Source organism: Rhodoferax ferrireducens (assembly GCF_031458075.1).
Lineage (GTDB): Bacteria > Pseudomonadota > Gammaproteobacteria > Burkholderiales > Burkholderiaceae_C > Rhodoferax_B > Rhodoferax_B ferrireducens_A.
On record NZ_JAVDXT010000002.1, the window covers coordinates 130428 to 145134 of the forward strand.

At 63.0% G+C, this 14707-nt stretch carries 12 protein-coding genes; 8 read left to right on the forward strand and 4 right to left on the reverse strand.

Annotated features, from left to right (window positions below; translation table 11 throughout):
• Positions 1–9: 9 nt before the first annotated feature.
• Positions 10–648: a TetR family transcriptional regulator gene (locus tag J2X19_RS09665; protein WP_310372899.1), complete on the reverse strand. Its 639-nt coding sequence runs from the start codon at positions 646–648 to the stop codon at positions 10–12.
• A 164-nt stretch (positions 649–812) separates the two neighbouring features.
• Here J2X19_RS09665 and J2X19_RS09670 point away from each other — a divergent pair, with 164 nt between their 5' ends.
• From J2X19_RS09670 to gshA, 4 genes are all read left to right on the forward strand, one after another.
• Entirely contained in the window at positions 813–2048 is a 1236-nt protein-coding gene (locus tag J2X19_RS09670) for an efflux RND transporter periplasmic adaptor subunit (protein ID WP_310372901.1), read from the forward strand.
• A gap of 14 nt (positions 2049–2062) precedes the next feature.
• Positions 2063–5215 (forward strand): efflux RND transporter permease subunit, encoded by a 3153-nt coding sequence (locus J2X19_RS09675; RefSeq protein ID WP_310372903.1) that lies wholly within the window; start codon positions 2063–2065, stop codon positions 5213–5215.
• Positions 5205–6662 (forward strand): efflux transporter outer membrane subunit, encoded by a 1458-nt coding sequence (locus tag J2X19_RS09680; protein WP_310372905.1) that lies wholly within the window; start codon positions 5205–5207, stop codon positions 6660–6662. Before J2X19_RS09675 ends, J2X19_RS09680 begins: the two co-directional genes overlap by 11 nt.
• A 118-nt stretch (positions 6663–6780) precedes the next feature.
• Entirely contained in the window at positions 6781–8373 is a 1593-nt protein-coding gene (gshA, locus tag J2X19_RS09685; protein WP_310372907.1) for a glutamate--cysteine ligase, read from the forward strand.
• Between the two features lie 72 nt (positions 8374–8445).
• On the opposite strand, the gene J2X19_RS09690 is transcribed toward gshA, so the two are convergent.
• Positions 8446–8913: an META domain-containing protein gene (locus J2X19_RS09690; RefSeq protein WP_310372909.1), complete on the reverse strand. Its 468-nt coding sequence runs from the start codon at positions 8911–8913 to the stop codon at positions 8446–8448.
• A 337-nt stretch (positions 8914–9250) separates the two neighbouring features.
• Here J2X19_RS09690 and J2X19_RS09695 point away from each other — a divergent pair, with 337 nt between their 5' ends.
• Positions 9251–10468, forward strand: a complete 1218-nt coding sequence (locus tag J2X19_RS09695; protein WP_310372911.1) for an MFS transporter — start codon at positions 9251–9253, stop codon at positions 10466–10468.
• Here J2X19_RS09695 and J2X19_RS09700 read toward each other — a convergent pair.
• Positions 10465–10749: a ComEA family DNA-binding protein gene (locus J2X19_RS09700; protein WP_310372914.1), complete on the reverse strand. Its 285-nt coding sequence runs from the start codon at positions 10747–10749 to the stop codon at positions 10465–10467. The genes J2X19_RS09695 and J2X19_RS09700 overlap by 4 nt on opposite strands.
• A gap of 96 nt (positions 10750–10845) precedes the next feature.
• Between J2X19_RS09700 and J2X19_RS09705 the strand changes: the two genes are divergently transcribed.
• On the forward strand, positions 10846–11853 hold the full coding sequence (locus tag J2X19_RS09705) for an NAD-dependent epimerase (RefSeq protein ID WP_310372915.1): 1008 nt from the start codon (positions 10846–10848) through the stop codon (positions 11851–11853).
• 3 nt (positions 11854–11856) lie between these two features.
• Here the strand turns inward: J2X19_RS09705 and J2X19_RS09710 are convergent, their stop codons facing one another.
• Positions 11857–12354 carry a low molecular weight protein-tyrosine-phosphatase gene (locus J2X19_RS09710; protein ID WP_310372916.1) on the reverse strand — a complete coding sequence of 166 codons (498 nt, stop codon included), beginning with the start codon at positions 12352–12354 and terminating at the stop codon, positions 11857–11859.
• Positions 12355–12563: 209 nt separating this feature from the next.
• Between J2X19_RS09710 and J2X19_RS09715 the strand changes: the two genes are divergently transcribed.
• Both J2X19_RS09715 and J2X19_RS09720 read left to right on the forward strand, forming a co-directional pair.
• Positions 12564–13301, forward strand: a complete 738-nt coding sequence (locus J2X19_RS09715; protein WP_116604030.1) for an ABC transporter ATP-binding protein — start codon at positions 12564–12566, stop codon at positions 13299–13301.
• Positions 13298–14695 carry an ABC transporter permease gene (locus J2X19_RS09720; RefSeq protein WP_310372917.1) on the forward strand — a complete coding sequence of 466 codons (1398 nt, stop codon included), beginning with the start codon at positions 13298–13300 and terminating at the stop codon, positions 14693–14695. The genes J2X19_RS09715 and J2X19_RS09720 overlap by 4 nt, the downstream gene beginning before the upstream one ends.
• Positions 14696–14707 lie beyond the last annotated feature (12 nt).

Here is a 14707-nt window from a genome sequence, read left to right on the forward strand (position 1 = left end):
CCGAGGAACTCAGCTGGCCGGCAAGCGCGGCGGGTTCGTGCGCAGCCCGGCCAGCACCATGTCGACCATGGCCGGGGCCGCGGTGTCCAGCGCAAACAGGTGCGGGGCCAGCAGCCATTCGCGCATGGTGCCGCCCATGAAGCTGTTCAGCACCTGCTGGCTCAGGAACACATCGGTGTCAGCTGGCAGCTGGCCGATTTCCACCGCCTTGAGCAACTTGCGCCGCACCCGTGCCATGCATTCGTCGCGGCGCTCCAGCTTGTCCTTCATCACCGTGACGACTTCGCCGACGTTTTCGCATTTCAGGAACATGATGCTGAACACCCGCTGCTGCTGGGTCGACCGGGCCAGGTTGCTCAGTGCATGGATGCACATATAGCGCAGTGCGCCCAGCGGATCGGTCTCGGCGCACATGTCCAACTCGACGAGCATGGATTCCATGGGTAACATGGCCTGCTTGAACAAGGCCTGGAGTACATCGGCCTTGTCCTTGAAATGCCAGTAGATGGCGCCACGGGTCATGCCCGCGGCAGCGGCAATATCGTTCAGCGTGGTTTGGGCCACACCTTTATCAAAAAACACCTGTTCCGCGGCGTCCAGTAACGCAGCGTACGTAAGCTCTGCGTCTTCTTTGGTTTTTCTAGCCATGGTATGGGGGTTGCTTAAGGGTTACTACCCAATTTGAGATAAACATGCATGAATGTATGTAATACTACATCAACCATTTAAACACTTCTATGTCTATGTCTATTGCACCCTCCAGCGCTCCATCGACCGATCACCCCCATGTGCGCTCGTTGCGCCGGCGGTGGATGGCACCTTTTCTGTTCGCTGCACTGCCATTGGCCTTGGTGGCCTGTGGCAAGTCTGCCTCCCAGGCCGGTCCTGCGGGTGGCCAGATGCCGCCGCCCGAAGTGTCGGTGGTGACGGTGCAGGCCCAGTCGCATTCCGTAGAGCTCGAATATGTGGGCCAGACCGCTGGTTCGCGTGAGACCGAAGTCCGCGCCCGCGTCGCCGGCATCCTGAACAAGCGTTTGTTCGAAGAAGGCGCGACCGTCAAGGCCGGTACGCCGCTGTTCCAGATCGACCCCTCCAACTTCCAGACCCAGGTGGCCTCTGCAGAAGCCAACGTGGCGGTCGCCCAAGCCAAGGTCAACCAGGCGCGCCGCGACCAGGCCCGCCTGGTACCCCTGATTGCCGAGAAGGCCATCAGCCAGAAGGAATTCGACGACAGCAAGTCGGCGCTGGAATCGGCCGAGGCTTCGCTGAAGCAGGCCCAGGCCCAGGCCAATGAAGCCCGTTTGAACCTGGGCTACACCAAGGTGGTTGCGCCCATCAGCGGCACCACCGGCACCGCCAGCAAGTCGGACGGTAGCCTGGTCACGGCCAGCGACAGTCTGCTGACCACCATCGTGCAGACCAACCCGATCTACGTGAATTTCAGCATCTCGGAAAGCGACTTGCTGCGCATGACCAAGCAGGTCTCGTCCGGCCAGCTGGCTGTGCCCGGCCAGCGCTCGGCCAATGGCAGCCTGGGCTTCAGCGTGAATGTGAAGCTGGCCGACGGCAGCCTGTACCCGCGCACCGGCAAGCTGAATTTCGCCAGCGAAAAAGTGAACCCGACCACCGGCAGCTTCGACGCCCGCGCCGAGATCCCGAATCCCGATGGCAGCCTGCGCCCCGGCCAGTTTGTGCGCGTGCTGCTGGGCGGCGCCAGCCGGCCCAATTCCATCAGCGTGCCCCAGCGTGCGGTGATCGACAGCCCGATGGGCAAGATCGTGTTCCTGGTCACCCCCGACAACAAGCTGGCACCGCGCCCGGTCGAGCTGGACGGCTGGACCAAGGGTGAATGGATCGTCACCAAGGGCGTGCAAAGCGGCGACCGGGTGCTGGTCGAAGGCTTTATCAAGGCGCACGAGCCCGGCATGACGGTCAAACCCGTGCCCTATGTGGCCAAGGCCGCCGACGGCAAACCGCCTGTCGCTCCTGCCGCAGCAGAAAAACCACCTGCAGCGCCCGCTAGTGCTGCATCTGCTGCTGCGAAATAAGGAGCGACAGACCCATGTTCTCCAAGTTCTTTATTGACCGTCCGATTTTCGCGACGGTGCTATCGCTGTTCCTGGTGCTTGCCGGGTTGGCCGCCATGCGTGTGCTGCCGATCTCGCGCTACCCGGAAATCTCGCCTCCCGTGGTCAGCGTCAGCGCGGTCTACCCCGGTGCTTCGGCCGAAGTGCTGGAAACCACCGTGGCCGCGCCCATCGAGCAGGCCATCAACGGCGTTGAAAACATGCTCTACATGAGCTCCACCTCGTCCGGCGACGGCGCGGTGGCCATCAGCATCACCTTCGACGTGGGTACCGACCTGGACATCGCCGCGGTGAACGTGAACAACCGCGTCAACCAGGTGCTGAACAAGCTGCCGCAGGAAGTGCAGCGCCAGGGCGTGACGGTAGCCAAGAGCTCGTCCAGTTTCATGGCGGTGGCGGCCTTCTATGCGCCCGACGACCGCTACGATGCGCTGTACATCTCCAACTACTTGACGCAGAACGTGCTGGACGCGATCAAGCGCGTGCCCGGCACCACCAATGTGCAGATCTTCGGTGCCAAGGATTACGCGATGCGGATCTGGCTGCGCCCCGACCGCATGGCACAGATGGGCATCACCGTGGGCGACATCAGCAGCGCCGTCACCGAGCAGAACGCCCAGTACGCGGCCGGCAAGATCGGCGCCCCGCCGAACAACACCGAAGAACTGACCCTGACGGTGACCGCCAAAGGCCGGTTGCTGGAGGCTGAAGACTTCGGCAACATCGTGGTGCGCAGCGGCGACAAGGGCTCGATCGTGCGCCTGCGCGACGTGGCGCGGGTCGAACTCGGCTCCAAGGATTACAACTTCTATGGCCGTGTGAACGGCCACCCCTCCGTGCCTATCGGTGTGTTCCTGCAAACCGGCGCGAATGCGCTGGACACCCGCGAAGCGCTGGAAAAAACCCTGATCGAACTCAAGACCAAGTTCCCCGACGGCCTGACCTATTCGACCCCCTACGACACCACGCCCTTCGTGACCGAATCGATCCGCGAAGTGCTGAAGACCCTGGCCGAAGCCATGGTGCTGGTGTTCCTGGTGGTGTATTTGTTCCTGCAAAGCTGGCGCGCCACCATCATCCCGACGCTGGCGGTGCCGGTATCGCTGATCGGCACCATGGCCGGCCTGCATCTGCTGGGCTACAGCATCAACACGCTGACCCTGTTCGGCATGGTGCTGGCCATTGGTATCGTGGTGGACGATGCGATCGTGGTGCTGGAGAACGTCGAGCGCCTGATGCACGAAGAGGGCATGAGCCCGCGCGAAGCGGCGATCGAAGCCATGCGCGAAGTGACCGGCCCGGTGATTGCGATTGTGCTGGTGCTGTGTGCGGCCTTCATCCCTGTCGCCTTCCTGGGCGGCCTGGCGGGTGAGCTGTACCGGCAGTTCTCGGTGACCATCACCATCGCCGTGTGTTTGTCCGGCGTCGTCGCGCTGACCTTGACGCCGGCCCTCTGCGCCGTGCTGCTCAAGCCGGGTGCCGAGCGCAAGAACGCATTTTTCAGCTGGTTCAACCGCAGCTTCGAGAAGCTGACCCACCGCTACACCAAGGGCGTGGCCTTCTTCCTGAAGCGCGGCGTGCTGGGCCTGGTCTTGTTCGTCTGCATGGGCGCGCTGACCGGCGTGCTGTTCAAGATCGTGCCCGGTGGCCTGGTGCCCGATGAGGACCAGGGCTACTTTATTGCCGCGGCCATCTTGCCCGAAGGCTCGTCCCTGGCGCGTACCGACGATGTGGTGAAGCAGATCGAAGCTGCTGTCGGTTCGAACAAAAACATCGACACCACCTTCAGCCTGGTGGGCTTGAACTTCCTGGGTGGCGGCGGCCTGAAGTCGTCGGCAGCCACTATGTTCTTCCCGCTGGTGCCGTGGGAACACCGCGACCAGTCGGCCAAAGACCTGGTGGGCGAGTTCTTCATGAAGACCGGCGGCATCAAGGAAGGCTTGCCGCTGGCGTTCAGCCCGCCTGCGATCCAGGGCCTGGGCCAGACCGGCGGCTTTGAGTTCTACATGCAGAACAAGGGTGACGGCGGTGTGCGGCGCTTGGCGCAGCTGTTGCCAGCCCTGCTGGAAGAAGCCAACAAGCAGCCCGAGCTGCAAGGCGTCAAAACCCTGTGGCAGGCCAATTCGCCCCAGCTCTACGTGAGCGTGGACACCGAAAAAGCCCGCTCCATGGGCATCGCCGTGGCCGACATCTACAACACCCTGGCGGCGACGCTGGGCAGCTACTACGTGAACGACTTCAACAAGAGCGGCCGTATCTACCAGGTGCTGATGCAGGCTGAGGGCCAGTTCCGCTCCAAGCCGGACGACATCGGTGCGCTGTATGTGCGCTCCAAGACCGGCCAGATGATCCAGATCCGCTCGGTGGCCGACGTGAAGTTTGTTGCCGGCCCGGACTCGGTGCAGCATTTCAACGCGCTGCCCTCGATCCAGATCCTGGGCGACCCCAAGCCCGGCTACAGCTCGGGCCAGGCGATTGCCGCCATGGAACGCGCGGCCAACAAGGTCTTGCCGACCGACGTGGGCTTCGACTGGGGCGGTACCGCATTCCAGCAGAAGCGCAGCAGCGGCTCCAGCTCGCTGGCGCTGGTGGCAGGTTTTGTGATGATTTTCCTGATCCTGGCTGCGCAGTATGAAAAGTGGTCGCTGCCGTTCTCGGTGCTGCTGGCCTTGCCGTTCGGTATCTTCGGCGCCCTGGTGGCGGTGTATCTGCGCAACTACGTCAACGACGTGTACTTCCAGATCGGTCTGGTGACGCTGCTGGGCTTGTCGGCCAAGAACGCGATTCTGATCGTCGAGTTCGCCATGATGAAGGTGCACGAGGGGCTGTCGCCCGTCGCCGCCGCGCTGGAAGCGGCCCGCCTGCGCTTCCGGCCGATTCTGATGACCTCGCTGGCCTTCATCCTGGGGGTGGTGCCACTGGCATTCTCCAGCGGTGCGGGTGCGGCAGCCCGCCAGTCCATCGGTACCGGTGTGCTGGGCGGCATGCTGGCCGCGACTTTCCTGGCGGTGTTTTTGGTGCCGCTGTTCTTCAAATTGGTCAACGACTGGAACTTCCGCAGCACGCCGGACGATTTCAAGAGCTTGAACAAACCCGCCCATGGCGAAGGAGCGCAACATGGTCTGTAAGCGCACAATCCGGTCATTTGCTATTACTTTGGTAGCTGCTTGTGCAGTCAGCGCCTGCGGTATAGCCACTGTTGGCCCTAATTACCAGCGCCCGGCGCTGGATCTGCCCACCAGCTTGACGGGCAACGGCACGGCCACCAATGTGGACTGGCTGGCCTGGTGGAAGGGTTTTAACGACCCGGTGCTGGATGCCTTGCTGCAGGAAGCCGCGAGCAACAGCCAGGACCTGGCCCTGGCCACCGCCCGCATCGCCGAAGCCCGCGCCACTCTGGACCAGAACGCGTCCAACTTCTACCCCACGGTGGATCTGAACGCCAGCGCCACGCGCCGCAAGGGCAGCGAGAATTCGGCTTCGTTTACCCCGGGCGCCAACCCCTATTCGAACGACCGCCAGCTGGGCCTGAGTGCCAGCTACGAGATCGACTTCTGGGGCAAATACGCGCGTGCCGACGAGGCCGCCAAGGCCCGTTTGCTCGGCCAGGCCGCCAGCCGCGGCACGGTGCTGACCACGCTGTACGCGAACGTGGCGCAAAGCTACTTCGCTCTGCGCGCACTCGATGCCCAGCTGGTGCTGGGCGAGCAGACCATGGCCACCCGCACGGAAAACCTGCGCCTGCAGAACCGCCGGTTTGACGGTGGCGTGATCGGCGAGCTGGACCTGCGCCAAGCCGAATCCGAAGCCGCGGGCATCCAGGCCACGCTGCAGCAGACCCGGCAGAGCCGCGCCAATGCCGAGTCGGCGCTGACCGTGCTGCTGGGCCGCAAGCCCAGCGACATCATGAACCCGGTACTGGCCCGCGGTGCCGATCTGGGCGCGCTGTACACGGCCCAGGCGATTCCTGCGGATTTGCCCTCGGATGTGCTGACCCGCCGGCCCGACGTGGTGAGCGCCGAGCAAAGCCTGATTGCGGCGAATGCCGACATCGGCCAGGCCCGCGCCGCTTACTTCCCCAAGCTCAGCCTGACGGCCGGGGTGGGCTACCAGTCCAAAGACCTGTCGGACCTGTTCGACCCGGCCTCCCTGTTCTGGAACCTGGTGGGCAACCTGACCCAGCCGATCTTCCGCGCCGGTGCCATCGATGCCGTGGTGGCTGCGGCCAACGCCCGCCAGCAGCAGGCGGTGGCCACCTACACCCAGACGGTGCAGAACGCCTTCCGCGATGTGCACGACGCGCTGAACAACGTGGCCGCCGGCCGCGAGATCACCACCACCACCGCCAAGCGGATCGAAGCCCTGCGCAGCACCCTGCGCCTGGCCGACCTGCGCTACAAGAACGGCTATTCCAGCTACCTGGAAGTGCTGAATGCCCAGCGCGACCTGGCGCAGGCCGAATCCGGCCTGATCGACACCCAGCGCAGCCAGCTGAACGCCGTGGTCAGCCTGTACAAGGCCCTGGGCGGCGGCTGGGATGCCGGCAGCGTGGTTGCGCAAACCACAAAACCCTGAGCCGCACAGCGCCTGTCGCCCCCTCCCAATGCGGGTGGGGGCGTTTTTGTATGCGCTGCACGCCGGGCCAGCCTGTGATACCTTCCGTGCCCGGTTTCGTTATATGGATATACCCCCGATGAGCAGTTCCCCAGTGCCTACCCCAGCCGCTTTGCTGGAACGCCTCGCCGCGCTTTCGCCCGACAGGCTCAAGGGCATACGCCGTGGCCTGGAGAAGGAAAGCCTGCGCGCCCAGCCCGGCGGCAGCCTGGCGCTGACGCCGCACCCCGCAGCCCTCGGCTCGGCGCTGACCCATCCGCACATCACCACCGACTTCAGCGAGTCCCAGGTCGAGCTGATCACCGGTGTGCATGCCGGCGTGGAAGACTGCCTGGCCGAACTCACCGAAGTGCATCAGTTCACCTACCGCACCCTGCAAGCGCAGGGCGACAATGAGATGCTGTGGGTCTCCAGCATGCCCTGCGGCCTGCCCACCGACGAGACCATTCCGATCGGCCGCTACGGCTCATCGAACGTCGGCCGCGCCAAGAGCGTCTACCGCATGGGCCTGGGCCACCGCTACGGCCGGCGCATGCAGACCATCTCCGGCATCCACTACAACTGGTCGCTGCCAGGGGTGAGCAGCGAGCAGTATTTCGGCCTGATCCGCAACTTCCGCCGCCATGCGTTTTTGCTGCTGTACCTGTTCGGCGCTTCGCCCGCCGTCTGTTCCAGCTTTGTTGCCGGCCGCCAGCACGAACTGCAGCAGCTGAACGAGCGCACCATGTACATGCCGCACGGCACCTCGCTGCGCATGGGCCGCCTGGGGTACCAGAGCGATGCCCAGGCCTCGCTGGCCGTCAGCTACAACAGCCTGGAAGGCTATGGCGCTTCGCTGCAGGATGCGTTGACCCGGCCCTATCCGGCCTACAAGGCAGTGGGCGTGCGCGGCACCGGCGGCGACTACAACCAGCTGGCCACCAGCCTGCTGCAGATCGAGAACGAGTTCTACGGCACCATCCGCCCCAAGCGCGTGATCCACCCCGGCGAACGCCCGCTGCATGCGCTGCGCGAGCGCGGTGTGGAATATGTGGAAGTGCGGCTGCTGGACCTGGACCCGTTTGTGCCCGTCGGCATCACCGCGCAGACCATGCGTTTCATCGACGTGTTCCTGCTGCACTGCCTGCTGTCCGACAGCCCGCCCGACACACCGCAGGAAATTACCGAACTCGCACACAACCAGCACAGCGTGGCCGCCCGCGGCCGCGAACCCGGTCTGCGCCTGGAGCGCGCGGGGCAGGAAGTGGCTTTGACCGCGTGGGGCGCCGAGCTGGTGGCCCAGTGCCGGCCGATTGCGGCGGCGCTGGATGCAGTCCATGGCGGCACGCAGTACAGCGACGCGCTGGTTGCTGCCGATGCCGCGCTGGCGAATCCGGACCTGCTGTCATCGGCGCGTGTGCTGCAAGCCATGCAGAACGACTACGGCAGCGCCTTCGTGCCCTTCATCGCCGCCCAGTCGGCGCAGACCCAGGCCACGCTGCTGGACCTGCCGTTCTCGGCCGAGCAGCAGGCCAAGTTCGAGGCCATGAGCGTCGCTTCGGTGCAGGCCCAGAAAGACATCGAAGCCGCCGACACCATGCCCTTCGACATTTACCTCACGCAGTATTTGTCGCCCGACCGGCTGGTGGTCAAGCACAAGCGCGCCCAGCCGGTAGTCGCGGCTGCGGCCTGATCCGTTTTTTGAGGCCGAATCGCCTGTCGGCGCTTAGTCTATAAGCGCTGGCAGCTATTTAAAATATAGCGTTCAGGGCTTGGGCATGCGGGTCCACACCAGGGTCTTGCCATCTGCCGAGCGGAGCCGCAGCAGCTGGGGCGGCCCCTGGTCCAGCCGCAGCTGCCAGGGCTGGGCCAGCAGGGCGCTGATCGCAGTATCGGCCTGCATCAGCGGGGCTTCGCAGCCTTTGCGGGTGGCCATCAACGGGCCGGCCTGCAGCTGAGAGTCCGGGCTGATCTGGTAACTGCCGCCCATGGCATTGCAGCCACCACGGATGCCTAGCCGTTCTTCGGCAAACTCCAGCACGAAATGCCGTTCGGCACCCGCCACCGTGGGGAAGAGGGCGGCGATGGGCTGGCCCTGGCCATCGGTGGCGGTTTGCAGCTGCCAGCGCGTGGCCTGGAGCTGGCTATCCAGCGTGTGGGCCACCGGGGCTGCGCAGGCCGTCACCGTGCCAGCCAGCAGTACGGCGAGTGCATGGGCAAGAGGTCGCCACATAAAAAAACTCCTTCACGCTGATAAATACGGGGTGGCCATGGTAGGCGATTCCGCCGCCGAAGGGGCTTTGTTCGACCTGCCTATTAAATGGGCAGCATAAGCTTTACCTTTTGAAAACATGGACTTAGCCACGGCATACAGTGGTTTGCCGGACTTATCCACAAGTTTGTCCAGTGCCAACGGGTAAAACTTTGCCGGTCTGGTTTGCTGGCAACCAAGATGCAGAGGTAAATCGGCCTTTGGCGCAGAAACTGATTGCGCAAGCAGCTATTGAAAATATAGCAACCGCATTGGACCTAGGCCGGCAAGGGTTTGCCCTGGGGCATGACAATCGCGCATGCCCAACGCCGACCTTCCTATCCCCCGCACGGCGGTTCTCGCCCTGTCGCTGGCTGCATTTGCCAGCGGTGTGTCCCTGCGCATCAACGACGCCTTGCTGCCGCGGCTGGCCGGCGACTTCTCCATCTCCCTCGGCCATGCCGCCGGGGTGATCACGGTGTTCTCGGTGGCTTATGGGCTTGCCCAGCTGCTGTTCGGCCCGCTGGGCGACCGCTTTGGCAAGTACCTGGTGATCGCCTGGGGCTGCGCGGCCTGCGCCATCACCGCCTCGCTGTGCGGCCTGGCCCAGAGTTTTCCCCAGCTGCTGGTGGCACGCCTGCTGGCCGGGGCAACCGCGGCGGCCATCATCCCGCTGTCCATGGCCTGGATCGGCGATGTGGTGCCGTATGCGCGGCGCCAGCCGGTGCTGGCCCGGTTTCTGATCGGCCAGATCATGGGCTTGTCGGTCGGGGTGTGGATGGGCGGCTTTGCCGCCGACAGCGTGGGCTGGCGCCTGCCGTTCCTGCTCATCGGTGGCGGGTTCGCGGCCATCAGCTTGCTACTGTTCTCGGTGAACCGCCAGTTGCCGGCCATGGCCCGGCAGCAGAGGGCGGTGCAAGGCCATCCGCTGCGCACCATGCTGAGCGAGTTCGGCCAGGTGCTGTCCCAGCCCTGGGCCCGGGTGGTGCTGCTGACGGTGTTTACCGAGGGGGCTTTTCTGTACGGGGCGTTTGCTTTCATCGCCAGCCATTTGCACGCGGTGTTTGGCGTGTCGCTGTCGACCGCCGGTGCGGTGGTGATGTGGTTTGGCTTTGGCGGTCTGCTGTTCGCCATCTTCTCGGCCACCCTGGTGCGGCGCCTGGGCGAGGTCGGGCTGACCAGTTGGGGCGGCGTGCTGATCGCGGCGTCCTTGCTGGCCGTGGGCCTGGCGCCGGTCTGGTGGTGGGCGATTCCGGCCTGCTTTGTGATGGGCCTGGGCTTTTACATGCTGCACAACACCTTGCAGATCAACGCCACGCAGATGGCGCCCGAGCGCCGGGGTGCGGCAGTGTCGTCGTTTGCCTCCTGCTTCTTCCTGGGCCAGGCGGCGGGCGTGGCGGCCGGCGGGGCGCTGACAGCCTACGCGGGCACCCGCTGGGTGCTGCTGGCCGGGGCGCTGGGCGTCTTGCTGGTGGCTTTGAACTTCAGCCGCTTGCGGGCTGCGGCGAATCGGCAGGCGTTGCGCGCGGCGGCCTAGGGTTTGGCCGGCGCCGCTGGATAGGCTGTGCCATCTACCGTCAATCCTTGGTCGGAAAACCGGGCGGCGGTCTTGGCCTTGACTCCGGGCACCCGGGCCAGGAAGTCGGCCCAGTCCTTGAACTTGCCCTGGTCGCGCTGCGCCAGAATCTGCCGTGACAGGCTAGGCCCTATGCCCTTGATGCTATCCAGCTCGGCAACCGTGGCCTGGTTTACGTCGAGCGCGGTGCAGGCCAGGTGGGCGGCGAGCAGGGCGCTGGCCAGCAGTATCTTTTTCAACATGGTCGGTTTCCTTTCGCAGGTGTGCCTTAAATGAGAATACTACGCGGCAGGCCAGTTAAGATCGACCTTCAATAGTACAAGTCGAAGGATTGGGTCATGAAGATTTTGGTGACGGGGGCCGCGGGCTTCATTGGCATGACAGCATCGTTGAAGCTGCTGGCGCGCGGTGACCAGGTGGTGGGTTTGGACAATCTGAACGACTACTACGACGTCAACCTGAAGCACAACCGCCTGAAGCGCCTGACCTCGCATGCGAACTTCAAGTTCGTGCAGCTGGACGTGGGTGACCGCTCCGGCATCGCCGAGCTGTTTGCCACTGAAAAATTCGACCGCGTAATCCACCTCGCCGCCCAGGCCGGTGTGCGCTATTCGCTGCAGAACCCGCATGCCTATGTGGACAGCAATCTGCTGGGTTTTGTGAACATTTTGGAGGGCTGCCGCCACAGCCAGGTGCAGCACCTGGTGTATGCGTCCAGCTCCAGCGTATACGGCGGCAATACCAAGATGCCGTTCTCCGAGCATGACAGCGTGGACCACCCCGTGAGCCTGTACGCGGCGACCAAGAAGGCGAATGAGCTGATGGCCCATACCTACAGCCATTTGTACAACTTGCCGACCACGGGCCTGCGCTTCTTCACGGTCTATGGCCCCTGGGGACGGCCAGACATGGCCTTGTTCCTGTTCACCAAGGCCATCCTCGAAGGCCGGCCTATCGACGTGTTCAACCACGGCAATATGCGGCGCGACTTCACCTATGTGGATGACATCGTCGAAGGCGTGATCCGGGTGCTGGACCGCGTTGCCGCTCCCGACCCCCAGTACGACCCCGTATTGGCCGACCCGGCCACCAGCAATGCGCCGTACCGGGTGTTCAATATCGGCAACAACAACCCCGTGCCTTTGCTGGACTTCATAGGCTGCATCGAGGACGCACTGGGCCAGAAGGCTGAAAAGCGCCTGCTGCCATTGCAGGACGGCGATGTGCCGGCTACCTATGCGAATACCGATGCCTTGCAGGATTGGGTCGGTTTCGTGCCCGGCACCAGCGTACAGACCGGCATCGGCAATTTCGTCGCCTGGTACCGCGACTACTACAAAGTTTAAGTTTTAGCGCTTGAAGGCTTGGTAGGACGCGACCAGGCCGCGTGCGCCGGCCTCGCAGAGTTCCAGCACATGTTCAAAGCCCTGGAGATTGCCGTAGTAGGGGTCGGGAACATCGCGCAGGTCTGTGCCTTCGGCGTATTCCAGCAGCAAGCGCAGCTTGTGGGTGTGCTCGGCGGGGCACAGCTGGCGCAGGTCGTTCAGGTTCGCCTGGTCCAAGGCCAGGACCAGGTCGTAATGGACAAAATCTTTGGCAATGACTTGGCGCGAGCGGTTTTTACCGAGCGCATATCCGCGTTGGGATAAAAGCGTTTGGGCCCGGGCGTCCGGTTTGGCTTTGGCGCTGCCCACATGGGTTCCAGCCGAATCCACCACGATATCGCGGGCCAGGCCGGCTTGTTCCACCAGATGCTGCGCCACCGCCTGCGCCATCGGCGAGCGGCAGATATTGGCTCTGCAGACCATCAGGAATTTGGTCGCAGGGGGAGGCCGCAGGAAGTTCATGGAGTGACGCCGAAAATCTTCAGTTTAGCGGCTGCGGTGGCGCTGGCCCGTGACAGCACGGCTTGACTGGCCAGCGCCGCGGGTGAATAGTGAATTGGCGGGGTTTAAACCCTATCATTTCGAAATAATTTCTTACAGTATCCGGTAATAATTGCTTGTCCCGGCTTGCCGATAAGTTGTAGCTGCTACGGCATGAATAAAGGCGAAAGATGACTGAACAAACCGAGGAGCAAGCCAAAGGCTACCGGCCCGTGGCCGTTCTGACCCAGATCGAAAAAACCTACCACCTGGATTCCGTCAGCGTCCCGGTGATCCGCGGTGTCGATATCTTTGTGCGCCAGGCCTGCTTTACCGTGTTGCTAGGCCCCTCGGGCAGTGGCAAGACCACGCTGCTCAACATGATTGGTTGCATCGACAAGCCGGACAAGGGCGAAGTCATCGTGTCGAACTGCAAGGTGGGTGAGTTGACCGACGATGCGCTGTCCGACTTTCGCGCCAAGAACATCGGGTTCATTTTTCAGAACTTCAATCTGCTGCCGGTTCTGAGCGCCTATGAAAACATAGAGTACCCGCTGCTGCTAGCGGGAATCTCGGCCAAGAAGCGCGGTGAGCGTGTGCCCAAGCTGCTGGAGGCCGTAGGCTTGAGCGACCGCGCAAAAAATCTGCCTGGGCAGCTGTCGGGTGGCCAACGCCAGCGTGTCGCGATTGCCCGCGCCTTGGCCCGCAAGCCCAAACTGGTGATCGCCGACGAGCCCACTGCGAACCTGGATAGCCAGACCGGGGCCGCCATCCTGACACTGATGCGCCGCATGGTCGACCGTTACCAGATTTCCTTCATCTTTTCGTCCCACGACCCGGAGGTGATCAAGGCTGCGGACGACACGATCTTCCTGCACGATGGTGCGATCCGTGGTGTGCGCCGTAAAGGCGTGGGGGAGGCCGCATGATGATTTTGTCTTTGGCGGTGCGCAATCTGCTGCGGAACCGGCGCCGCTCCTTGGCGACCTTGCTGGCAATGGCGATTGGCTCGACCTCCGTTTTGCTGTTTGGCGGCTACAGCACGAATATCAACCAGACTATGCATACGGAGTATGTACAGAATGGTGGCCATCTGCAGATCCAGCACCGGGACTTTTTTCTGTACGGCAGTGGCAACCCGACTTCTTACGGCATTGCCGACTACACGAAAATCTTGGCCGCCATCCAGAACGATGAGGTGCTGCGCAACATGGTCTTGGTGGCCACGCCTACGTTGCAGTTTGGCGGCATTGCCGGTAATTACGCGGCAGGGGTGTCCCGCACGATTACGGGGAATGGATTTGTGGCCGAGGATGTGAACCGTATGCGGCGCTGGAATGACTTTGGCCTACGCAGCGGCTCTCCGGTGTTTGCGCTCGAGGGAGCCCCGGCCGATGCGGCCATTGTGGGCACAGGTGTGGCGCGCGTGCTGCAGTTGTGCGATGCCTTGAAGATTGCACGCTGCCCCAAGCCAGAAAAAGAGAAAAAGGTGGACGGCCCTGCGGCCCCAGACGATATTGCCCAGCTCAGTTTGCTGGAAACGCCTGCGGCATCCGGCCCCGCGCAGGGCAGTTCACGCCGAATTGAAGTGCTTGCAGGGAATTCCCGTGGCGCGCCGAATGTTGCGTCGCTGGAGGTGATACGTGCGGAAGAGCAGGGATTCAAGGAGTTCGATGAGGTCTACGTGATGATGCATCTGGCAAAGACGCAGCAGCTGATTTACGGCAAGTCTGAACCCAAAGTCACATCTATCGTCATCCAGCTCAAGCACTCTGAGCAGATCCCGGCAGCTCTGGTACGGCTGGCGCCGATATTGGAAAAGTTCTCGGTGAGTCAGCCATTGGCTGTGTTGGACTTCCGGACCTTGAACCCTTTTTATGTCCAAACCATCCAGTTGTTCGATACGATTTTTGGATTCATTTTTGCCTTGATCGGCGCTATCGTTCTGTTCACGGTGAGTAACACCATGAACACTGCGGTGGTTGAACGCACCGTGGAGATAGGCACTTTGCGTGCCATTGGGCTGCGGCGGTCGGGTATTCGGCAACTGTTCGTGACCGAGGGCATGTTGTTGGGCATGGGTGGTGCGGTGCTTGGCGTCGTGGTGGCGCTGGTCTTTTCTGGCATTGCCAATCAGATGGGTTTGACATGGTCGCCACCCGGCGGCGTTGACCCCTTGCCTCTGACTCTGACGGTCTGGGGCGAAACCCGCATGATCCTCGGCACGACCGTCGGCCTCATCTGCATTGCCGTTCTGTCTGCCTGGTGGCCTGCGCACCGGGCCGCGAAGCTGGATGTCGTGGAGGCCTTGCGCCACGTTTGACAAAGAAAGCTG